Source organism: Isoptericola sp. NPDC057653 (genome assembly GCF_042799955.1).
Lineage (GTDB): Bacteria > Actinomycetota > Actinomycetes > Actinomycetales > Cellulomonadaceae > Isoptericola.
Window position 1 is genome coordinate 813,997 of the sequence record NZ_JBHVHP010000002.1, and the last position, 22,345, is coordinate 836,341.

At 75.1% G+C, this 22,345-nt stretch carries 15 protein-coding genes and 1 tRNA gene; 10 read left to right on the forward strand and 6 right to left on the reverse strand.

All coding sequences use genetic code 11. The features are described from left to right. Nucleotides 1–8: 8 nt before the first annotated feature. Nucleotides 9–1,004 (reverse strand): Acg family FMN-binding oxidoreductase, encoded by a 996-nt coding sequence (locus tag ACFU9A_RS14940; protein ID WP_430576067.1) that lies wholly within the window; start codon nt 1,002–1,004, stop codon nt 9–11. A 204-nt stretch (nt 1,005–1,208) separates the two neighbouring features. Here ACFU9A_RS14940 and ACFU9A_RS14945 point away from each other — a divergent pair, with 204 nt between their 5' ends. The 3 genes from ACFU9A_RS14945 to ACFU9A_RS14955 all read left to right on the forward strand — a co-directional run bounded on the left by ACFU9A_RS14945 (nt 1,209) and on the right by ACFU9A_RS14955 (nt 4,524). Then, nucleotides 1,209–2,249 (forward strand): universal stress protein, encoded by a 1,041-nt coding sequence (locus ACFU9A_RS14945; protein ID WP_430576068.1) that lies wholly within the window; start codon nt 1,209–1,211, stop codon nt 2,247–2,249. Then, nucleotides 2,246–2,833: a DoxX family membrane protein gene (locus ACFU9A_RS14950; protein WP_430576069.1), complete on the forward strand. Its 588-nt coding sequence runs from the start codon at nt 2,246–2,248 to the stop codon at nt 2,831–2,833. Before ACFU9A_RS14945 ends, ACFU9A_RS14950 begins: the two co-directional genes overlap by 4 nt. Nucleotides 2,834–2,913: 80 nt before the next feature. After that, nucleotides 2,914–4,524 (forward strand): GAF domain-containing sensor histidine kinase, encoded by a 1,611-nt coding sequence (locus ACFU9A_RS14955; protein WP_430576070.1) that lies wholly within the window; start codon nt 2,914–2,916, stop codon nt 4,522–4,524. 10 nt (nt 4,525–4,534) lie between these two features. Here the strand turns inward: ACFU9A_RS14955 and ACFU9A_RS14960 are convergent, their stop codons facing one another. The 4 genes from ACFU9A_RS14960 to ACFU9A_RS14975 form a co-directional block, all read right to left on the reverse strand. Continuing rightward, a complete protein-coding gene (locus tag ACFU9A_RS14960) occupies nt 4,535–5,191 on the reverse strand; it encodes a response regulator (RefSeq protein ID WP_430576071.1) in 657 nt (218 codons plus the stop codon). A 93-nt stretch (nt 5,192–5,284) separates the two neighbouring features. Next, nucleotides 5,285–5,358: transfer RNA gene (locus tag ACFU9A_RS14965), tRNA-Val, on the reverse strand. A gap of 77 nt (nt 5,359–5,435) precedes the next feature. Next, nucleotides 5,436–5,912 (reverse strand): peroxiredoxin, encoded by a 477-nt coding sequence (locus ACFU9A_RS14970; RefSeq protein WP_430576072.1) that lies wholly within the window; start codon nt 5,910–5,912, stop codon nt 5,436–5,438. Between the two features lie 4 nt (nt 5,913–5,916). Beyond that, nucleotides 5,917–6,327, reverse strand: a complete 411-nt coding sequence (locus tag ACFU9A_RS14975; protein ID WP_430576073.1) for a DUF3052 domain-containing protein — start codon at nt 6,325–6,327, stop codon at nt 5,917–5,919. Nucleotides 6,328–6,701: 374 nt separating this feature from the next. On the opposite strand from ACFU9A_RS14975, the gene aceE reads away from it, so the two are divergent. After that, nucleotides 6,702–9,449: a pyruvate dehydrogenase (acetyl-transferring), homodimeric type gene (gene aceE / locus ACFU9A_RS14980; RefSeq protein WP_430576074.1), complete on the forward strand. Its 2,748-nt coding sequence runs from the start codon at nt 6,702–6,704 to the stop codon at nt 9,447–9,449. Between the two features lie 84 nt (nt 9,450–9,533). On the opposite strand, the gene ACFU9A_RS14985 is transcribed toward aceE, so the two are convergent. After that, a complete protein-coding gene (locus ACFU9A_RS14985; RefSeq protein WP_430576075.1) occupies nt 9,534–10,205 on the reverse strand; it encodes a hypothetical protein in 672 nt (223 codons plus the stop codon). Nucleotides 10,206–10,301: 96 nt separating this feature from the next. Here ACFU9A_RS14985 and ACFU9A_RS14990 point away from each other — a divergent pair, with 96 nt between their 5' ends. From ACFU9A_RS14990 to ACFU9A_RS15015, 6 genes are all read left to right on the forward strand, one after another. Further along, entirely contained in the window at nt 10,302–11,546 is a 1,245-nt protein-coding gene (locus ACFU9A_RS14990) for a PucR family transcriptional regulator (protein ID WP_430576076.1), read from the forward strand. A 90-nt stretch (nt 11,547–11,636) separates the two neighbouring features. Then, nucleotides 11,637–12,617, forward strand: coding sequence for an ACP S-malonyltransferase (locus ACFU9A_RS14995; RefSeq protein ID WP_430576077.1), 981 nt, complete (start codon nt 11,637–11,639; stop codon nt 12,615–12,617). After that, the gene (locus ACFU9A_RS15000; protein WP_430576078.1) at nt 12,614–13,639 is read left to right on the forward strand and encodes a beta-ketoacyl-ACP synthase III; all 1,026 of its coding nucleotides are present in this window, start codon (nt 12,614–12,616) and stop codon (nt 13,637–13,639) included. Before ACFU9A_RS14995 ends, ACFU9A_RS15000 begins: the two co-directional genes overlap by 4 nt. A 138-nt stretch (nt 13,640–13,777) precedes the next feature. After that, nucleotides 13,778–14,029, forward strand: coding sequence for an acyl carrier protein (locus ACFU9A_RS15005; protein WP_079574895.1), 252 nt, complete (start codon nt 13,778–13,780; stop codon nt 14,027–14,029). A 116-nt stretch (nt 14,030–14,145) separates the two neighbouring features. After that, a complete protein-coding gene (locus ACFU9A_RS15010) occupies nt 14,146–15,399 on the forward strand; it encodes a beta-ketoacyl-[acyl-carrier-protein] synthase family protein (RefSeq protein WP_430576079.1) in 1,254 nt (417 codons plus the stop codon). A 287-nt stretch (nt 15,400–15,686) separates the two neighbouring features. Further along, nucleotides 15,687–22,334, forward strand: coding sequence for a choice-of-anchor G family protein (locus ACFU9A_RS15015; protein WP_430576080.1), 6,648 nt, complete (start codon nt 15,687–15,689; stop codon nt 22,332–22,334). The last annotated feature ends 11 nt before the right edge of the window (nt 22,335–22,345 follow it).

Below are 22,345 nucleotides of genomic sequence, written 5' to 3' on the forward strand. Positions count from 1 at the left end.
GGTCCACCTCAGTGTCGGTCACGTTCGAGCGCGGGGCCTGGCGCGGGGCCGAGGACGACGTCGTCCAGGTCGCGGCGCGGCGTCGCGGGCGCGCCCGTGCCGTACCCGAGGCGCAGGAGCATCTGCGCCCGGGACTCCGGGCAGCACGCGCGCTCCAGCTCGGCGCGCGTGGCGGGGTCCTCCAGCACCCGGGTGGCGAACGACGCCTGGACGCCCCGGGTGGTGGCGACCAGGAGCATCCGCTCCAGGGCCTGGCCGGCGACGACCCAGTCGCGCGGGCCGTCCGCACGGGTCGTGACGATGACGGCCGTGGCGCCGCTCTCGAAGGTCCGCGCCCCGGAGGCCTCGTCGCGACCCGCCGGGGGCACGTCGCGCACCGGCTCGCGGAACCACGTCCCCATGGCGTCGGCCGGCACCCCGTCCGGCGCGCCGCGGGGGACGCCGAGCCAGTCCCGGTCCTCCTCCTGCCGCTCCCGGTCCAGCACGACGAAGGCCTCGGCCCGGCGCATCGCGGTCACCAGCGCCCCGTGGGCGGGGGCACGCGGGCCGACCAGGACGAGGCCGGCCTGCTCGAGCGCCACGGCGCGCCGCAGCAGCGCGACCGTGGCCGGGTCGAGCGGCGTCGAGACCCTCGACCCGCGCGCCGTACGGCGCGCGCCGATCGCGGCGTACAGGTGCGGGTCGAAGAAGCCCGGAGCGGTGAGCGGGCCCAGCGCGACGCGGGCGACGAGCATCGGGTCGTCGGGGTCCGGCACGAGCCGGGCGTGCGCGTCCAGGCCCTCGTGCGCGGCGGCCACGCGCAGGTTCAGGAGGAACGCCCCGCAGCTGACGAACATCTCCCGGCCCTGCGGGTCCGTGCGCGGCAGCCGGCGCGCCGGGTCGGCCCGCAGGCTCAGGTGCCGCTCGTCGTGCACCCGCACGGCCCAGGGCTGGGTGTTGTGCACGCTCGGCGCCCGCGTCCCCGCGTCGATGATCTGTCCGATGCGCCCGTCGTCGCCCGCCATGGGTCCCACGGTGCGACGCGCGACCGGCGGGCTGCCAGAGGCGAAGGTCCCGGCCGGCCGGGCCGCCACGGAGCGCGGGCAGGGTCCGCGCCGTGACCAACGGCCCTGGCGGGGACCCGGCCGACGGCCCTGCCCAGCGGGCCCGCCCCGGCGAAGAGTGGGGTCAGCGAGACGTCCACGACCCACGAGGGACCGGAGCTTCCGATGGACACCAGGGAGGACCGCCCGATCGTCGTCGGCGTCGACGGGTCGCCGGAGTCCGCGCGGGCCCTGGCGTTCGCCGTCCGCCAGGCCGAGCGGGACGGGTGCTCGCTGTGGCTGATCAACGCGATCCACGAGGTCGTGCCGGTCGGCCCCATGCTGCCCGTGCTCCGCGGCGACCCGCTGGTCGACGTCGGGCACCAGCTGCTCGCCGAGGCGCGCGACCTCGTGGAGGACCTGTCGGACGGGAGGGTCGCGACGCGGCTCCAGGTGGCCCTCGGGCCCGCGGTCGAGCTCCTCGCCGCGGCGGGCGGTCAGGCGCGCCTCGTCGTCCTCGGCCACCGCTCCGCACCCTTCGTCGAGCGGATGTTCACGGGCAGCACGACGTTCGGCGTCGTGGCGAGGGCCGTCTGCCCCGTCGTGAGCGTGCCCGAGGGCTGGGCGCAGGACGACGACCGCGGCCGGGTCGTCGCCGCCGTCGACGGGTCGCGGTGCTCGCCGGAGGTCCTCGCGCACGCCTTCGCGGTGGCCGCGCAGCGCTCCGCCCGCGTGGAGGTCCTGCACTGCTGGCGCCTGGACCCGTTCTACAGCTACCTGGTCGACGAGTGGGCGGTCCAGGAGGAGTGGGGCGCGCAGGCGCACGGCATCGTCGACGCCCTCGTGGCGGACGCCGCCCGCGCGCACCCCGACGTGCCGTTCGAGAACCACCTCGAGTACGCGGGCGTGGCCGACACCCTGGTGCGCCGCTCCGCGGACGCCGACCTCCTGGTCATGGGCCGCCACGGGCACGGCGCCCTCGGCGCGCGGATGATGGCCGCCGTCCTCGGCAGCGTGACCCGGGCCGTGCTCCAGCACGCCCGGTGCCCGGTCGAGGTCGTCCCGCCGCGGCCGCCGATGGAGGCGTCCCGCGCGCACGCCGAGGAAGGGCGGGCGACAGAGCCCGCCGACGACGGACAGCTCCTCGTCCCGGCCACCGCCCCGGTCGCCGGAGCCCCCGCCGCCGCGTCGGTCGGCGGCCCGTCCTCAGGAGGATCGCCATCATGAGCAGCAGCACGCACGAGAGTCGTCACGACGCGGCTCCTCCGGTCGTCGCGCGACCGGGCGGCCCCGACGAGGCGTCGACCGGGATCTCGCCGGGGGCGCGGCGGGCCCTGCGGTACGTCGGCGGCGTCATCAGGATCTGCCTCGGCTGGATCTTCCTGTGGGCCTTCCTCGACAAGCTCTTCGGCCTCGGCCACGAGACCCCGGCCGACGGCGCCTGGCTCCAGGGCGGCCAGCCCACCGCCGGGTTCCTCGGGAACGCCACGGCCGGCCCGTTCGCCGACTTCTACCAGGGCCTCGCCGGTCAGGCGTGGGTGGACTGGCTGTTCATGGTCGGGCTGCTGGGCCTCGGTCTGGCGCTGATCCTCGGCATCGGCATGCGTGTCGCGGCCGTGACCGGCGCCCTCCTGCTGGTGCTCATGTGGTCCGCGGTCCTGCCGCCCGCGAACAACCCGTTCATGGACGACCACCTGGTCTACGCGCTGGTCCTGGTCGCCCTCGCGCTCGGTGACGCCGGACGCACCCTCGGGCTCGGCGGCTGGTGGCAGCGCACGTCGCTGGTCCGTCGATGGCCCGTCCTGGTGTGACGGGGCCGCACCCGACCGCCCCCGGGCGCTCCCCGGGGGTCGGCCGTGCCCGGCGGGAACGGCCGGAATACGCTCCACACGTGGACAGGACCTCGGAAGAGGTGCAGGACGCCGTCCTGCAGGCGGTCAGCGGCCCCGCGGCCGACTTCGACCTGCGCGACCTGCTGGTCGGCGTGGTGCGGGCCGCGTGCGCGCTGTCCGGCGCGCGCTACGGGGCGCTCGGCGTGATCGGCCGCTCCCGGCGGCACCTCGTCGAGTTCGTCGCCGAGGGTGTCACCGACGAGGAGCGCGCGCGGATCGGGCCCCTGCCGACGGGGCGCGGGCTCCTCGGCCACCTCATCGTCCACCAGGAGGCCCTGCGCCTCGACGACCTGTCCCGGCACCCGTCGTCCTCGGGCTTCCCGCCGGGGCACCCCCCGATGACCACCTTCCTCGGGCTGCCCGTGAAGGTGCGGGGCCACGTCTTCGGCAACCTGTACCTCACGGACAAGACCACCGGCCCGACCTTCACGGCCGACGACGAGCGCGCGGTCGCCGCGCTCGCGAGCCTGGCCGGCCTCGCCGTCGACCACGCCCACCTCCTCCTCACGGCCGAGCGGCGCGCGCGCTGGCTGGAGGCGACCGCCGCCGTGCCCGCGGCGGTCCTGCGCGCCGCGGGGACGGACGAGGCCGTCGACGCCGTGCTGCGCGCGGCCCTGCGGGCGTCGGGCGGCCGGACCGCGCTGGCGATCGCCCCCGACCCGGCCGACGCGCTGCGGACGTTCACGGTCCGCGCCGCCGTCGGCGACCTGTCCCGCGACCCCGCGCGCACGCTGGCCGACCTGCACCCCGCCCTCATGCTCGCGATGGCGAGCAGCGAGACCCGCTGGGCCGAGGTGCCGGACGACGGCGAGGCCGTCATGACCCGGCTCTCCATCGACACGCTCACCCGGGGCGCGCTCGTCGTCGTGCTGCCCGGCCGCGGCTACGCGGAGAACCTCACCGAGGAGTCCGACTTCGTCACCGCCTTCGCGGGCCAGGCGTCCCTCGTCCTGGAGCGGCGGCACACCCGGGCCATGCAGCAGGAGATCGCCGTCCTCGCGGAGCGCAACCGCATCGCGCGCGACCTGCACGACGTCGTCACCCAGCGGCTGTTCGCGCTCGGGCTGCAGATCACGGCCATCGAGCGGCGCTCCCCGCCGGACGTGCGCGAGCGCCTGCGCACCGTGACCGACGACCTCGACGCCACCATCCGCGAGGTGCGGCACTCGATCGCCGAGCTGCGGCCGGCCCACGGCCGGCAGGACTCCCTGCGTTCCAAGGTCCAGACGCTCGTGGCGGAGTACGCCCGGGTGCTGGACCGCCCCCCGGTGCTGCGGATCGAGGGGCCCGTCGACACGGTCGTCGACGGCGCGCTGCACCACCACGTGGTCGCGGTCCTGCGCGAGGGGCTGTCCAACAGCGCGCGGCACGCGGCCGCCGGCACCGTCTGGGTCGACGTCGTCGCGACCACCGGCGAGCTGACCTGCACGGTCGGCGACGACGGCCGCGGCTTCGACCCCGCGGCGGCGCGCGGCGGGCTGCTCAACCTCGCCGACCGTGCCCGCGAGCTCGGCGGGACCCTCGAGCTCGCGCCCCGCGCGCCGCGCGGCAGCGTGCTCACCTGGCGCGTGCCGGTGCGCGGTGCCGGCGGCCCCGCCGCCCCCGCCTGAGGGGCGCCCGTCAGGCAGGGCCGTGCTCGGGCGCTCCCAGCAGCCGGGTCGCCAGGACGGCAGCCTGCGTCCTCGACTCCAGGTCGAGCTTCGTGAGGATGTTCGACACGTAGTTCTTCACCGTCTTCTCGGAGAGGAACATCTGCGCCCCGATCTGCCGGTTCGTCAGGCCCTCCGCGATCAGGGTCAGCACCTTGTGCTCCTGCGCGCTCAGCACCGCCAGCGCGGGAGCCTGCGCGGGCCCGGCGCGCAGCCGCTCCAGCACGCGCGCCGTCAGGGCCGGGTCGATCAAGGACTGACCGGCGGCCACCCGGCGCACCGCGTCGACGACGTCGGACCCGCTGATCACCTTCAGCAGGTAGCCGGCCGCGCCCGCCATGATCGCCGAGAACAGCGCCTCGTCGTCGTCGTACGACGTGAGCATCAGCGCCCGGAGCCCCGGCACCGACGAGTGCAGCTCGCGGCAGACCTCGATCCCGGAGCCGTCCTGCAGCCGCACGTCGAGCAGCGCGACGTCGGGCCGGGCGCGCGGGATCTCCCGCATCGCCTCGGCCGCCGTCCCGGAGCTGCCCACGACCTCGAGGCCGTCCTCGGTCTCGAACAGGCTCTCCAGACCGCGCCGCACCAGCTCGTGGTCGTCGAGGAGGTAGACCCGCACCCGCTCCATGGCTTCGTTCTACCCCCGCGCCGGGCGGGTCACCATCGCTCAGGCGGCGCAGGCGGGTGAAGCGGCAGGTCAGCGGCGCGGCGGCGCCGAGGGTGGGCCCGGAGGGACTCGAACCCCCGACATCCACGGTGTAAGCGTGGCGCTCTGACCAGCTGAGCTACAGGCCCTGGGCAGCGCAGGAAAGAATACCGGGCGCCGGGGTCCCGCCGGTACCAGCGCCGCGCCGCCGCCGGCGCCGGCCGCGTCAGAGCTCGGCGAGCGCCCCCCGGTAGGACTCCAGGTCACGACGCTGCCCGCGCGGGTTGACGACCGACCAGCGCACGATCCCGTCGACGTCGACGAGGAACGACCCGCGCAGGGCGTGCCCGCTGCCGGCGTCGAGGACGCCGTAGGACTCCGCGACGGCCCCGTGCGGCCAGAAGTCGCTGAGCAGGTCGAAGCCGAACCCCTCCTGCTCCTGCCACGCCTTGAGCGCGAAGACGGGGTCGGTCGAGACGGCCAGCAGGCGCACGCCCGCGGCCTCGAAGTCCTCGATGTTGTCGCGCAGCTCGCACAGCTCGCCCGTACAGATGCCCGAGAAGGCGAACGGGTAGAACACGACCAGCACGTTCTCGCCCCGGAGGTCGGCCAGGTGCACGGGGGTCCCGTGCGTGTCCGGCAGCGTGAAGTCGGGGGCGGGGTCGCCGGGCCGCCACCGCACCTCGGGGGCGGTACCGCTCACCGGCTCAGCGCCCGCGACCGCGGTTGGCGAGCTTCGTGGCCGACCAGTCCGGCGCGACGGCGAAGGTGCTGGTGGCGTGCAGGCCGGCCGTGGTCGCGGCCTCCTGGATCTCGTCGTGCCCCACGTGGCCGTCGCGTCCGGGCTTCGGCGTGAGCAGCCAGACCAGCCCGCCGTCGTCCAGCACGGTCAGCACGTCGACCAGCATGTCCGTGAGGTCGCCGTCGTCGTCACGCCACCACACGATGACGCCGTCGGTGACGTCGTCGTAGTCCTCGTCGACGAGCTCACCGCCGACGACCTCCTCGACCGCCGCACGGAGCGCGTCGTCGACGTCGTCGCCCCATCCGAACTCCTGCACCACCTGGCCGGGGGCGAACCCGAATCGAGCTACCGGGGATTCCGCCTGCTTACCCACGTTGGACCTTCGTTCCTCTCCGTCTGACGAATACCGACGCGCGCGCGAAGCGCTCTTCGGTCGTGTGCGCCAACGTAGTCCACCGGAAGCGGCGCCGCCCGGCAACCCCCGGGTGGCCTCCAGGTTTGCCGGATGCCGGGACGGGACAGTGACCTCCGCAACAACCGGTAGGCCCGGCATGACGTAGATCACGGATCCTTGACCGCCTGATGGTGTTCCCCCGGGCCGTCTGGGGACACAATGAGTGATGACCACCCGTTCGGGGGCCGCACCGTCGCGACCACGCGTCGCGGTGCCCTCACGACGGGATGCCTGACACGGACCGGGGCGGCGACCATGTGCCGCACACCGTCCGCAGATGAGAGAGGTTGCTGGTGGCTTCGTACGACGAGACCGGACCGTTGATCAACGGCCTGCTCAGCGCCGTCCCGGACATCGACCCCGCCGAGACCGGCGAGTGGGTCGAGTCGTTCGACGGCCTGATCGACGACAAGGGCGGCCCGCGGGCGCGCTACGTCATGCTGAACCTGCTGCGCCGCGCGCGGGAGCGCAACGTGCACATCCCCGCGTCGGTGGCGACGCCGTACGTCAACTCGATCGCCGTGCACGACGAGCCGTACTTCCCGGGCGACGAGGCCATGGAGCGGCGCTACCGCTCGTGGATCCGCTGGAACGCCGCCGTCATGGTGACGCGCGCGCAGCGCCCGGAGGTCGCGGTGGGCGGCCACATCTCGTCGTACGCGTCGGTGGCGACGCTGTACGAGGTGGGCCTCAACCACTTCTTCCGCGGCAAGGACCACCCCGGCGGCGGCGACCAGGTGTACTTCCAGGGCCACTCCTCGCCCGGCCAGTACGCCCGCAGCTTCCTTGAGGGCCGCATGTCCGCCGAGACGCTGGACGGCTTCCGCCAGGAGAAGTCGCACGCCGGCGGCGGCCTGCCCTCCTACCCGCACCCGCGGATGCTGCCGGACTTCTGGGAGTTCCCGACGGTCTCCATGGGCCTCGGCCCGGCCTCCGCGATCTACCAGGCGTGGACCAACCGGTACCTGCACAACCGCGGGATCAAGGACACGAGCCAGCAGGACGTCTGGGCGTTCCTCGGCGACGGCGAGATGGACGAGCCGGAGTCGCGCGGCATGCTGCAGCTCGCGGCGCACCAGTCGCTGGACAACCTGACCTTCGTCGTGAACTGCAACCTGCAGCGCCTCGACGGCCCGGTCCGTGGAAACGGCAAGATCATCCAGGAGCTGGAGGCCCAGTTCAAGGGCGCCGGCTGGAACGTCATCAAGGTGATCTGGGGCCGCGAGTGGGACGCCCTGCTCAACGCGGACAAGGACCGCGCGCTGGTCAACCTCATGAACGCCACGCCCGACGGCGACTACCAGACCTACCGTGCGGAGTCCGGCGCGTTCATCCGCGAGCACTTCTTCGGCCGCGACCCGCGGACCAAGGCGCTCGTCGAGAACATGACCGACGACGACATCTGGAACATGAAGCGCGGCGGCCACGACTACCGCAAGATCTACGCGGCGTACTCGGCCGCGCGCGCCCACACGGGCCAGCCGACGGTCATCCTGGCGCAGACGGTCAAGGGCTACGCCCTCGGCTCGAGCTTCGCGGGCCGCAACGCCACGCACCAGATGAAGAAGGTCAAGAACGAGGACCTCAAGGCGCTGCGCGACAACCTGCGCATCCCGCTGACGGACGAGCAGATCGACGCCGACCCGTACCTGCCCCCGTACTACCACCCGGGGATGGACGACGAGGCGATCCAGTACATGCTGGAGCGCCGCCGGCACCTGGGCGGGTTCCTGCCCGAGCGTCGCGCGACGCCGAAGCCGCTCACGCTCCCGGAGCCGAAGGCCTACGAGATCCTCAAGAAGGGCTCGGGCACGCAGCACGTCGCCAGCACCATGGCCTTCGTGCGCCTGCTCAAGGACCTCATCAAGGACAAGGAGTTCGGCAAGCGCATCGTGCCGATCATCCCCGACGAGGCCCGCACCTTCGGTCTGGACGCGATCTTCCCGAGCGCCAAGATCTTCAACACGCAGGGGCAGAACTACCTCGCCGTGGACCGTGAGCTCATGCTGAGCTACAAGGAGTCCGAGGCCGGGCAGATCATGCACACCGGCATCAACGAGGCGGGTTCGGCCGCCGCGTTCCAGTCCGTGGGCACGTCGTACGCGACGCACGGCGAGGCCATGGTGCCGGTCTACATCTTCTACTCGATGTTCGGCTTCCAGCGGACCGGCGACCAGTTCTGGGCGGCCGGCGACCAGCTCGCCCGCGGCTTCATCATCGGCGCCACGGCCGGCCGCACCACCCTCACGGGTGAGGGCCTGCAGCACGCCGACGGCCACTCGCCGCTCATCGCCGGCACCAACACGGCGATGGTCCAGTACGACCCGGCGTTCGGCTACGAGATCCGCCACATCGTGCGCGACGGCATCGAGCGCATGTACGGCGACGGGTCCGACGGCCGCGACCAGAACGTCATGTACTACCTCACGGTGTACAACGAGCCGATGATCCAGCCGGCCGAGCCGGAGGACGTGGACGTCGACGGCATCCTCCGCGGCATCCACCGGATCTCGACGTCCGGCGCCGAGGGCCCCAAGGCGCAGCTCCTCGCCTCCGGCGTGGGCGTGCCGTGGGCGCTCGAGGCGCAGCAGCTCCTCGCCGAGGACTGGGGCGTGTCGGCCGACGTGTGGTCGGTGACCTCCTGGAACGAGCTGCGTCGTGACGCGCTCGCCGCGGAGAAGGACGCCCTCGTCGACCCGGCCGCCGAGCCGCGTACCCCGTACGTGACGCAGAAGCTGTCGGGCGCCCAGGGCCCGTTCGTCGCGACGAGCGACTACGACCACCTGGTGCCCGACCAGATCCGCGCCTGGGTGCCCGGCGACTACGCGGTGCTCGGGGCGGACGGCTTCGGCTTCTCCGACACGCGTGCCGCCGCGCGCCGCTTCTTCCTCATCGACGGTCCGTCGATGGTCGTGAAGACGCTGCAGCAGCTCGCCCGCCGTGGCGAGGTCCCGGCCGATGTCGTCGCCAAGGCGGTCGAGAAGTACCGCCTGCTCGACGTGAACGCCGGCACCTCCGGCGTCGCGGGCGGCGACAGCTGACCCGCCCGCCGAGGTAGCGAGGAGGCCCCGAGCCGTACGGCTCGGGGCCTCCTCGCGTCCGGGGACCCGCCGGCCCCGCCAGGGCTACCGCGGCGAGGTCTGCTCGCGCGCGGCGACGGCGCGGCCGAGCTCGGCGCGCAGCTCCTTCGTGCCGGGATGCAGCTCGAGCGACGCGAGGTGCTGGCGGGCCTCGGCGACGCGGTCGGCCTCGAGGGCGGCCAGCACGAGGTGGCGGCCCACCTCCGGCGTGTGCTCGCGCGCCCGCCAGTGACCGATGCCCAGCCCGAGCGCCTCGGTCGGCATGCCCGCCTCGCGCAGGATCGCCAGCCCCTCGGCGAGCGCCTCGCCGCTCGGCTCCCGCGAGGCGGCCGTGGCCAGCCGGCGGGAGGCACCCTCCGGGTCGTCGGCCACGGACAGCCGCCCCAGCTCGAGCAGCGGGCGCCAGGCGCGCGGGTGGCCGGCGAGCTCCTCCGCCAGCGACCAGACGGCGAGGTCGGCGGCCCGCTGCCGGGCCTCCTCCGGCGGCGCGGTGAGCGGGTCCTCGGGGTTCGGGGTCTGCGCCGCCCGCCGGCGCACGATCTCGGCGAGCGCCCGGAACGCGCGGGCGTCGTTCGGGTCGTCGGTGAGGATGGTGCGCAGGGCGTCCTCGTGCAGGTGCTCGCCGTGCGGCTGCGAGGGCGTCGGACGGCGTGCCGCGACCGTGGACGCGGAGAAGGGCCGACGCAGCAGCTGCCGGAGCCGGGGCAAGAGGGCCATGGACCGACACTATCCAATGTCCCCCGCACCGGCCGGGGCCCGCGCCGACCGCGTCCGTTTGTGCACTCCCCACAACCTCGCCCGTATCCTCGACCCATGACGAGCAGCGGCACACCGACGTCCACGGTCAGCGGGACGGACGCCGGCGACGGCAGCACCTCGACGGGTGGGGGGCCGACGCCCGTCAGCCGCGGCGAGAACGTCGCGCGGGTGCGCGAGCACCTGGGGGTGCTCACCTCGGCGGCGATGCGCCGCCTCGACGAGGAGGTCCACTGGTACCGGCAGCTCCCGGCCGAGGACCGCTCCTACGTGGCCCTCGTGGCGCAGTCCGGCATCAACGCCTTCGTGAGCTGGTTCGCCGAGCCCACGCCCACTCCCCACGGCGTGGGCGAGATGTTCGCGGCGGCGCCGCCCGAGCTCACGCGCTCGATCTCCCTGCAGCACACCCTGCAGCTCGTCCGCCTCATGGTCGACGTCGTGGAGCAGCACTCCGACGAGATCGCCGCCCCCGGGTACGAGCGCGAGCTGCGCGAGGCGGTGCTGCGCTACTCCCGCGAGATCGCGTTCTCCGCCGCCGAGGTGTACGCCCGGGCGGCCGAGGTCCGCGGCGCCTGGGACGCACGCCTCGAGGCCCTGGTCGTGGACGCCCTCGTGCGGGGCGACGGCGACGACTCGCTGCGCTCGCGCGTCTCGGCGCTCGGCTGGAGCGGTCGTGGCCAGGCGCTCGTCGTCGTGGGCGAGGCGACGACGCGGCTCGACGACGTCCGCACGGCCGAGCTGCGCCGGCTGGCCCGCCGCGCCGCGGGCGACGCCCTCGTCGGGATCCACGGCGACCGGCTGGTGCTGGTGCTGGGCGGCGAGGGCGACCTGGTCGCGGCGGCCACGTCGCTGCTGGACCGGTTCGGCCCCGGCCCCGTGGTGATCGGCGGCGTGGTGCCCGACGTCTCCGACGCGCCGGCGTCCGCCGCCGCCGCCCTGGCCGGCCTCGCCGCCGCGCCCGCCTGGCCGCAGGCCCCGCGCCCCGTGCTGGCCGACGAGATCCTGCCCGAGCGCGTCCTGACCGGCGACGTCACGGCGCGGCGCACCCTGGTGGCGCAGGCGTTCCGCCCCCTGCAGGAGGCGTCCGGCTCCGTGCTGGAGACGCTGTCCGCCTACCTGGGCACCGGCCGCTCGCTCGAGGCCGCGGCCCGCCGCCTCTACGTGCACCCCAACACGGTGCGGTACCGGCTGCGCAAGGTCTCGGAGATCACCGGCTGGGACCCGCTCGACGCGCGCGAGTCGTTCGTCCTGCAGATCGCGCTGGCCCTCGGCCAGCTCGAGGGCGGCGCCACCGCGGGCTGAGGCCCGTTGGAGGATTCCCACAATCGCCTTCCGCGAGGTTCGTGCGGGTCGCGACGACCCGTCAGGGGCGCGGAGTGGCACCGTGGGTCCGTGCTCGCCGTTGTCTGCCCTGGACAGGGCTCTCAGACCCCCGGGATGCTCAGCCCCTGGCTGGAGCTGCCCGGCACCGCCGACCTGCTCGACTCCTTCTCGGCCGCGGCCGGGACCGACCTCGCCCAGCACGGGACGACGTCGGACGCCGACACGATCCGTGACACCGCCGTGGCCCAGCCGCTCATCGTGTCGACCTCGCTGCTCGCGCTCCGCGCGATCCTCGACGGGCGCCCGACGACCGAGGTCGTGGACGTCACCGCCGGGCACTCCGTCGGCGAGCTCAGCGCGGCCGCCGTGTCGGGCGCGCTCGACGACGCCGGGGCCGTGGGCCTGGTCTCCCACCGCGCCCGGGCGATGGCGGAGGCCGCCGCGGCCGCGCCGTCGGGCATGAGCGCCGTCGTGGGCGGCGACCCCGACGAGGTGCTCGCCTCCATCGAGGCGGCCGGGCTGTTCCCGGCCAACGTCAACGGCGGCGGCCAGGTCGTGGCCGCCGGCGACCTGGAGCGCCTCGCCGCGCTGGCCGCCGACCCGCCGACGCGCGCCCGCGTCATCCCCCTGCAGGTCGCCGGCGCGTTCCACACGCCCTTCATGGAGACGGCCCGCGTGGCGTTCGAGCAGGTCGCGACCGGCTGGCTCGCCACCGACCCGCGCCTGCCGCTGCTGTCCGACGCGGACGGCGCCTCCTACGACGCGCTCGCGCCGGGCTCGCACGGCCACGGCACCGCCACGGACGTCCTGGCCCGCCTCGCGGCCCAGGTCACCGCGCCGGTGCGCTGGGACCTCTGCCAGGCGACGCTCGCCGAGCGCGGCGTCACCGGCATCCTCGAGCTCGCCCCCGGCGGCGTCCTCACCGGCCTGGCCAAGCGCGCGCTCAAGGGCGTCGAGTCGGTCGCGGTGAAGTCCCCCGAGGACATCGAGGCGGCCCGCGACCTCATCGCCCGCCACTCCGTCGCGGGTGGCGCGGAGACCTCCGCGTGACCCACCCCCGCACCGGGGCCCGCCCGACGCTCCGCCAGGCCGAGCCCGTCCGCTTCTCGCGGATCCTGGCCGTGGCCGGCGAGCGCGGCGAGCGCGTCGTGACCAACGACGACGTGGCCGGCCCGATCGACTCGTCCGACGAGTGGATCCGCCAGCGCACCGGGATCGTCACGCGTCGGTACGCCGCCGCGGACGTCGACGTGCTCGACCTGGCGGAGGCCGCGGCCCGCAGGGCGCTCGACGCCGCCGGGCTCACCGGCGCGGACGTCGACGTCGTGATCCTGTCCACGGTGACGTACTTCCACCAGACGCCCGCGGGGGCCGCCGTCCTCGCCGAGCGCCTGGGCGCGACGCCCGCCGCGGCCTACGACGTGTCCGCCGCCTGCGCCGGCTACGCGTACGGGATCGGCCAGGCCGACGCCCTCGTGCGTTCCGGCGCCGCGCGGAACGTGCTCGTCATCGGCGCCGAGAAGATGTCGGACTTCGTCGACCCCACCGACCGGTCGATCTCGTTCCTGCTCGGCGACGGCGCGGGCGCCGCCGTCGTGGGCCCGTCGGACACCCCGGGCATCGGCCCGACCGTGTGGGGCTCCGACGGCGCCAAGTCGCAGGCCATCTCGCAGACCCGCGGCTGGTCCGACCTGCGTGCGGAGCCCACGGCCGGCTGGCCGACGCTCCGCCAGGACGGCCCGACCGTGTTCAAGTGGGCCAGCTTCCAGATGGCCCCGATCGCGGCCAAGGCGATGGCGGAGGCGGGCGTCGAGCCCGAGGACGTCCAGGTCTTCGTGCCGCACCAGGCGAACATGCGCATCATCGACCAGCTCGTGAAGCAGCTGCGGCTGCCCGAGAGCGTCGTCGTGGCGCGTGACATCGCCGACACCGGCAACACGTCGGCCGCGTCGATCCCGCTCGCCACCGAGCGGCTGCTGGCCGAGGGGCAGGCCCGCTCCGGCGACCTGGCCCTGCAGATCGGCTTCGGCGCGGGCCTCGTCTACGCGGCACAGGTCGTGGTGCTGCCCTAGCCTCCGGTCCCGCCCCGGCCAGGATCCGCCCGGATCTGCGCCCGAGGTCGTGACCGACCCCCGTGGTGCGGGACAATCGCACCGCAACACCCCACGGTGCCGGACGGCCGGTACCCCGTTCAAGGAGAGACGCACCCCATGGCTTACACCTCCCAGGAGATCCTCGAGGGTCTTGCCGAGATCGTCGCCGAGGAGACCGGTCTGCCCACGGACGCGGTCGTGTCGGAGAAGTCGTTCACGGACGACCTCGACATCGACTCGCTGTCGATGATGACGATCGTGACCCACGCCGAGGACAAGTTCGGCGTCCGCATCCCGGACGACGAGGTCAAGAACCTCACCACCGTCGGCGACGCCGTCTCGTACATCGAGGGTGCGCAGGCCGCGTGACGCCCGCGGGGCGCACGCCCCGCCGCGCGGGCGGGCCGGGAGCACCCGGCCCGCCCGGCAACCTGATCGAGCAGCCCTCACCCCACACCCGCTCTCACCTCAGGAGTGACCCACCCATGACTGCCGCCCCCGCCTCGCGCGACGTCGTCGTCACCGGCCTCGGCGCCACCACCCCGCTCGGTGGCGACGCCCCCAGCACCTGGGCCGCGGCCCTCGCGGGAGAGTCGGGTGCGCGCCCCCTCGACAACGACTGGGCGGAGAAGTACGGGCTCCCGGTCACCTTCGCCGCCACCATCAAGGTCACCCCCGACCAGGTGCTCTCCCGCCCCGAGACCAAGCGCATGGACCCGTCCACGCAGTACGCGATGGTCGCGGCCCGCGAGGCCTGGCAGGACGCCGGCGCCCCCGAGGTCGACGGCGAGCGTCTCGGCGCGGTCGTGTCGTCCGGCATCGGCGGCATCTGGACCACGCTGGACGGCTGGGACACCCTCAAGGAGCGCGGCGCCCGCCGCATGCTCCCCATGACGGTCCCGATGCTCATGCCCAACTCCCCCGCCGCGTACGTCTCGCTCGAGTTCGGCGCCAAGGCCGGGGCGCACGCCCTCGTCTCCGCCTGCGCCTCGGGCGCCGAGGCCATCGGGTACGGCGTGGACATGATCCGCAACGGCCGCGCCGACGTCGTCGTGTGCGGCGGCACCGAGGCCACGATCCACCCGATGCCGATCGCCGCCTTCGCGGCCTCGCGCACCCTCTCGCTGCGCAACGACGACCCGCAGCACGCGTCGCGCCCCTACGACATCGACCGCGACGGCTTCGTCATCGGCGAGGGCGCCGCCGTGCTGGTGCTCGAGAGCGCCGAACACGCCGCGGCTCGCGGGGCGCGCGTCTACGCGAAGATCGCCGGCCTGGGCCTGTCCGCCGACGCCTACCACATCACCTCCCCGGACCCCGAGGGCACCGGGCAGGTCTCCGCGATGCGCCGCGCGCTCGAGGATGCCGGTGCCACCTCGCTCGACGTCGTCCACGTGAACGCGCACGCCACGTCCACCAAGGTCGGCGACCTCACCGAGACCGCGTCGATCCGCACCCTCATGGGCGGGGAGGCCGACCACGTGCGCCTCTCGGCCACCAAGTCGATGACCGGCCACCTGCTGGGCGGCGCCGGCGCGCTCGAGACCCTCTTCACCGTCAAGGCCGTGTCGGAGCGCCTCGCGCCGCCCACGATCAACGTGGAGAACCCGGATCCCGAGCTCCAGGTGCCCCTCGTGCGCGACACCCCCGAGCGGCTCCCCGACGGCGACATCGTCGCGATCAACAACTCGTTCGGGTTCGGCGGGCACAACGTGGCACTCACCGTCACCAACGCCTGAGAGGTCCGTTCCGCCCCCGTCGCCCCCTCCGCGACACCTGCCCCCGATGCCCGAATGTTGCACCCGGGTGCATTTGTCCTTCGCGATGCCTGCATGACCCGAGCAACCTATGTTGGCGCCCGAGGCCACCAACGACGGTGTGCCGCAGTCAAGGTCCAAGGGGGAGACCGATGGCACGTGCGCGCCGTCATGCGAAGCAGGGTCGTTCGACAGCTCACGGGAACGGTGCGGCTCCCCCGCCACGCTCCCGACGGCGCGGGGGCGCCCTGCGGAACCTCACCGCCGGCGTGACCTCCGCCGCCGTGCTCGGGGCGCTCGCCTTCGCGGGCGCCCCGAGCGCGTCCGCGGCGCCCACCGACGTGTCGGAGTCGCTGGGCAAGTTCCTCGGCGGCGACGTCGTCCTCGGGAACATGGACCTCGACTCGATCGCCACGGTCGAGGGCGCCGACGCCGCCTACCCGTCGGGCGCCTCGCCCGAGACGAACCCGCTCGCCGCCGACGTGCTCAACACGCTCGACGTCGACCTCACCGACACGCTCCAGCTGTTCGGCCCGGGCGGCATCATCGAGCTCGGGGCCGTGAACCAGTACGCGGGTGCCGACGCCGACGGGTCGACCTCCGCCTCGGGGGCCGTGACCGACCAGGGCGCGATCTCGGTCGGCGGGTCGGAGCAGTTCCCGGCCGACGCCACCGTGACCCTGACGCCCCTGGTGCCCGAGGCCCTCCGCGACTCCACCGTCTCGCAGCTCGACCTGTCGCTCGGCGCGCTGTCCGCGACCGCGCAGGCCGAGCCCGGCGCCGCCGCGACCGGGGCCTACCAGGTCGCCGGCGCCACCGTGGACCTGACCAGCCCGCTGGTCGGCGACGTCTACACGCAGCTGCAGGACGCCATCACCCCCGTGCAGACGTCCCTGAACGGGCTCGAGACGACGCTCACCACGGCCCTCAACGGGCTGATCAACGTCAACCTCGGTGTCGCGCGCTCCACCGGCACCGTGGACGTGACCGTCCCCGACCTCACGCAGGCCCTGCCCACGGGCTTCGTGGGCGACGGGGCGGTCCAGGTCAACCTCCAGACCGGCGAGGTCAGGGTCGACCTCGAGCAGCTGCTCAACGACGACCCCGACCTGCCCGACCTCAACGCGCTGCCCGCGAACTACGAGATCCTCGACGGCGACGTCGTCGCCGCGATCTCCGACGCGGTGACCAGCACCATCACCTCCGTCGTGCAGGACGTCGCCGACGGCGTCCGGGGCGCCGTCGAAGCCACCGCGGTCGACGTGCACATCGCCTTCCAGGCGTTCGCCCTGACGTGGCAGGACGTCCTGAACATCGACCTGGACGCCAGCCTCGGCGAGATCGACGCCGGCCAGGCGACCGCGGACATCGAGGTCCTCGGCAGCACGGCGCTCGTCAACACCCTGCTCGGGGCCCTCGGGCTCGGCTCCACCCAGGCGCTCGCGTCCGCCGTCGTGAACGCCCTCCTCGCCCCGGTCGGGGCGGTGTTCACCCTGGTCGACACGCTGGAGACGACGCTCGACGGCATCACGGGATCGCTCGCGGCGGACGTGGTCGGCCCCGTGCTGGACGTGCTCACCGGCGTCGTCTCCCTCACCGGCAACGTGCAGGAGCAGCCGGGCGACCTGCCCGACCAGGACCCGACGGGCACGGAGTCGTTCACCGAGCGCGCCCTGTCGCTGCGCCTGCTCTCGCTGGGCACGGGTGACGACCTCGCCACCGTGAACCTCGCCTCGGCGAGCGTGCGCGCGGTGGAGGCCCCGACGATCGCCGCCGACCCCACGACGGTCCAGGCGGGCGCCCAGACCGCGATCTCGGGCACGGGCTTCTCCCCCGACACCGACCTGACCGTGCAGCTCACGGACTCCGACGGCGCTCCCGTCGGCGACCCGGTCCCCGTCACCACGGACGGGTCCGGCACCTTCACGGTCCCGCTGCCCGTGGCCGCGGCCACCGCGGCGGGCGACTACACGGTGACCGCCTCCGGCGACCCGTCCGGCGTCACGCCGACCACGCCGCTGGCCGTCACGGCCGCCCCCGCCATCGCGGCGGACCCGGCCAGCGTCCCGGCCGGCGGCACCACCACGGTCACGGGCGAGAACTTCACCCCCGGCGGCGACGTCTCGGTCCAGCTGACCGACGGCTCCGGCGCCCCCGTCGGCGACCCCGTGACCGGCACGGCCGGCGACGACGGCACCCTCTCCGTCGACCTGCCCACCGCGGCGGGGACCGCCGCCGGCGGGTACACCGTCGTGGCCACGGACGCCTCGACGGGCGCCACGGCCGACACGACCCTCACGGTGACCGACGCGCCCTCGGTCGCGCTCGACCCGGCGACGGTGGTCCCGGGCAGCACGACGACCGTCACCGGGGCGGGCTTCACCCCGGGCTCCGACGTCACCGTCCAGCTCACCGACGACGCGGGTGCCCCCGTCGGCGACCCCGTCACCGTCCCCGCGACCGGCGACGGCGCGGTCACGACGCCGCTGACCGTGCCGGACGTCGCGGACCCGGGTGCGTACACCGTCGTCGCGACCGACGTCACCGGCGCCGGCGCGCAGGCCGACCTCTCCGTCATCGACCCGGCCGTCGCCGCCGACCCGGGCACCGTCCCGGCCGGCGGCACCACCACCGTCACCGGGACCGGGTTCACGCCCGGCGGGGACGTCACCGTGCAGCTCACGGACGGGACCGGCGCCGCCGTCGGCGACCCCGTCACCACGACCGCCGACGACGCGGGCGCGATCGAGGTCGACCTGCCCACCGGCGCGGGCACGACGCCCGGCGCGTACACCGTGGTCGCGACCGACGTCTCGGGCCTCACCGCCGAGACGCCTCTGGCCGTCACCGACGCCCCGACGGTCGCCGTCGACCCGGGCACCGTCCCGGCCGGCGGCACGACGACCGTGACGGGCACGGGGTTCACCCCGGGTTCCGAGGTCTCCGTGCAGCTCACCGATTCCGACGGCGTGCCCGTCGGCGGCCCGGTCACCACGACCGCCGACGACGCGGGCGCGATCGAGGTGTCCCTGCCCACGGGCACGGGGACCGACCCGGGCCCGCACTCGGTCGTGGCGACGGACGTCACCGGGGCGACCGCCTCCGCGGCCCTGGCCATCGCCGCCGCCCCGACGCTCTCCGCCGACCCGGGCACCGTCCCGGCCGGCGGCACCACCACCGTCACCGGCGAGGGATTCACGCCGGGCTCCGACGTCACCGTGCAGCTCACCGACGCCGGCGGCGGCGCGGTCGGCGACCCGGTCACCGTCACCGCCGGGCCGGGCGGAGCGATCACCACGCCCCTGACCGTCGCGGGCGACACGCCCAGCGGCCCGTACACGGTCGCGGCGACCGACGTCAGCGGCGCCACCGCGCAGGCGGACCTCGCCGTGACCGGTCCGCCGTCGGTCGCCGTCGACCCGGGCACCGTCCCGGCCGGCGGCACCACCGCTGTCACGGGCGGGGGCTTCACCCCCGGCGAGGACGTCACCGTCCAGCTCACCGACGACGCGGGTGCCCCCGTGGGCGACCCGGTCACGACCACCGCGGGTGAGGACGGCACCATCACCGCCGACCTCACCGTCCCCGCCGACGCCACCCCGGGCGACCACACCGTCGTCGCCACGGACTCCACCGGCGCCACCGCCGACGCTCCCCTGACGGTCACCGCGGCGCCGACGCTGGTCGCCGACCCGGGCACCGTCCCGGCGGGCGGCACCACCGCGGTCACGGGCGACGGGTTCACCCCGGGCTCCGACGTCACGGTCCAGCTCACGGACGGCGACGGCGACCCGGTCGGCGACCCCGTCACGACCACCGCGGGCGACGACGGTGCCATCGCCGTCGACCTGCCCGTCCCCGCCGACGCCACCCCGGGCGACCACACCGTCGTCGCCACGGACGTCACGGGCGCCACCGCCGAGGCACCGCTGGCCGTCACGGCGGCCCCGACCGTCGCCGTCGACCCGGGCACCGTGCCGGCCGGCGGCACCACCACCGCCACGGGCTCCGGGTTCACGCCGGGCTCCGACGTCACGGTGCAGCTGACCGACGGGAGCGGCGACCCGGTCGGCGACCCCGTCACGACCACCGCGGGCGACGACGGCACCATCACCGTCGACGTCCCCGTCCCGGCGGACGCGACCCCGGGCGACCTCGCGGTCGTCGCGACCGACGTCACCGGCGCCGAGGCCACCGCCCCGCTCCGGGTGACCGTCGCCCCGACGGTCGGCGTCGACCCGGGCACCGTCCCGGCCGGCGGCACCACCACCGTCACCGGCGACGGCTTCACCCCGGGCGAGGACGTCACCGTCCAGCTCACCGACCCCGACGGCAACCCCGTCGGAGACCCCGTCACCGTCACCGCGGGCGACGACGGCACCATCACGGCCGAGATCCCCGTCCCCGCGGACGCGGAGCCCGGCGACTACACCGTCGTGGCGGAGGACTCCTCCGGCGCGACCGCGGAGGCCGGGCTCGTGGTCACCGCCGCGCCGACGATCGGCGTCGACCCGGGCACCGTCCCGGCCGGCGGCACCACCACCGTCACCGGCGACGGCTTCACCCCCGGCGAGGACGTCACCGTCCAGCTCACCGACCCCGACGGCAACCCCGTCGGAAACCCCGTCACCGTCACCGCGGGCGACGACGGCACCATCACCGCCGAGATCCCCGTCCCCGCGGACGCGGAGCCCGGCGACCACACCGTCGTCGCCACGGACTCCTCCGGCGCGACCGCGGAGGCCGGGCTCGTGGTCACCGCCGCGCCGGCCCTCGTCCCCGACCCGGGGTCGCTCCCGGCCGGCGGCACCACCGCCGTCACGGGCTCCGGCTTCACACCGGGTTCCGAGGTCGCGGTGCAGCTCACCGGTCCGGACGGCAACCCCGTCGGCGCCCCGGTCACGGCCACGGCGGGCGACGACGGCGGCTTCGTCGTCGACGTCCCCGTCCCCTCCGACGCCCCCGCCGGCGACCACACGGTCACGGCGCAGGACGTCAGCGGCGCCACGGCCACCGCGCCGCTCGAGGTGACCGCGGCCCCGACGGTCACCGCCGACCCGGGCACCGTCCCGGCCGGCGGCACCACCGCCGTCACCGGCACCGGGTTCACGCCCGGTGGCGACGTCTCCGTCCAGCTCACCGACCCCGACGGCAACCCCGTCGGCGAACCCGTCACCGTCACCGCGGGCGACGACGGCGGATTCACCGTCGACGTCCCGGTACCGGCCGACGCGACGCCGGGCGACCACACCGTCGTCGCCACGGACCCGTCCGGCGCCACCGCCGAGGGCCCGCTGACCGTCACCGCGGCGCCGACGATCGGCGTCGACCCGGGCACCGTCCCGGCCGGCGGCACCACGACCGTCACCGGCGACGGCTTCACCCCCGGCGAGGACGTCACCGTCCAGCTCACCGACCCCGACGGCAACCCCGTCGGAGACCCGGTGACCGTGACCGCGGGCGACGACGGCACGATCACCGCCGAGGTCCCCGTCCCCGCGGACGCGGAGCCCGGCGACCACACCGTCGTCGCCACGGACTCCTCGGGCGCCACCGCCGAGGGCCCGCTGGCCGTCACGGCGGCCCCGACCGTCGCCGTGGACCCGGGCACCGTGACCGCGGGCGGCAGCACCACGGTCACGGGCGACGGCTTCACCCCGGGCGAGGACGTCACCGTCCAGCTCACCGACCACGACGGCAACCCCGTCGGCGAACCCGTCACGGTCACCGCGGGCGAGGACGGCACCATCACCGCCGAGATCCCCGTTCCCGCCGACGCGGAGCCCGGCGACCACACCGTCGTGGCGACCGACCCGTCCGGCGCGCAGGCCGAGGCGCCGCTCGAGGTCACCGCGCCGGCGGAGCCCGCGATCACCGCCAGCCCGGGCGTCGTCCCGGTGGGCGGCAGCACGACCGTCGCGGGCGGCGGCTTCGTCCCGGGCGACCAGGTGACACTCCAGCTCGAGGACGCCGCGGGCGACCCCGTGGGCGACCCGGTCGACGTCACCGTGAACCCGGACGGCACCTTCAGCGTGGTGCTGCCGGTCCCGGCCGACGCCACCCCCGGCGACCACACGGTCGTGGCGACGGACTCCTCGGGCGGCACCGTGCAGGCGCCGCTGGAGGTCACCTCGCTGACCTCCCCGGGCGAGCCGTCGATCGGCGTCGACCCCGGCACCGCCGCCCCCGGCGACACGGTGACCGTCACCTGCGACGGCTTCGGCGACGGCCCCGTCCAGGTCCAGCTCGTGGGCCCGGACGGCGAGCCGGTCGGCGACCCGGTCGAGTGCGTCCCGGGCGACGACGGATCCGGGACGGTCACGCTCCCCGTCCCCGACGACGCCGAACCGGGCGACCACACGGTGGTCGGCACCGGTCCCGACGGCACCACCGCGGAGGGGTCGCTCACCGTCACCGAGCCCACGACCGGCCCGGGGACGCGCACGCTGCGCGCCTGGTTCTCGACGGACCAGGTCGCGCAGGGCGAGCTCCAGACCTTCCACGCCTCCGGCTTCGAGCCCGGCGAGAAGGTGCGGGCCGTGATCCGCTCCGAGCCCGTGCAGCTGCCGGTCACCGTCGCCGACGCCCGGGGCGTCGCCACCTGGACGTTCGTCGTCCCGGCGGACTTCGAGCTCGGCACACACACCGGGACGGCGACCCGCGTCTCCGAGGAGGACAGTGCCTCCGCGACCTTCCAGGTGGTGCTCGTCGGCTCCGACATCGGCGGCGGGGACGACGGGACCCTCGATCCCGGGGCCGGCAGCACGCCCGGCGCGGGCACGCCGGGCACGGGCACCCTGCCCCGCACCGGGGCCGGCGACGGGCTCGTCCCGATGCTCGTCCTGGCCCTCACGTTCCTCGCGGCCGGTGCGGGGACGCTGCTCGCCCGCCGGCGCCGGACCACGCCGGGGGCCTGACCGGCCGGGCT

Bases quoted from the DNA above. Each gene is read 5' to 3' on its own strand.
- ACFU9A_RS14940 (WP_430576067.1), bottom strand. From the start codon at position 1,004: ATGGCGGGCGACGACGGGCGCATCGGACAGATCATCGACGCGGGGACG.
- ACFU9A_RS14945 (WP_430576068.1), top strand. From the start codon at position 1,209: ATGGACACCAGGGAGGACCGCCCGATCGTCGTCGGCGTCGACGGGTCG.
- ACFU9A_RS14950 (WP_430576069.1), top strand. From the start codon at position 2,246: ATGAGCAGCAGCACGCACGAGAGTCGTCACGACGCGGCTCCTCCGGTC.
- ACFU9A_RS14960 (WP_430576071.1), bottom strand. From the start codon at position 5,191: ATGGAGCGGGTGCGGGTCTACCTCCTCGACGACCACGAGCTGGTGCGG.
- ACFU9A_RS14985 (WP_430576075.1), bottom strand. From the start codon at position 10,205: ATGGCCCTCTTGCCCCGGCTCCGGCAGCTGCTGCGTCGGCCCTTCTCC.
- ACFU9A_RS14990 (WP_430576076.1), top strand. From the start codon at position 10,302: ATGACGAGCAGCGGCACACCGACGTCCACGGTCAGCGGGACGGACGCC.
- ACFU9A_RS15005 (WP_079574895.1), top strand. From the start codon at position 13,778: ATGGCTTACACCTCCCAGGAGATCCTCGAGGGTCTTGCCGAGATCGTC.
- ACFU9A_RS15010 (WP_430576079.1), top strand. From the start codon at position 14,146: ATGACTGCCGCCCCCGCCTCGCGCGACGTCGTCGTCACCGGCCTCGGC.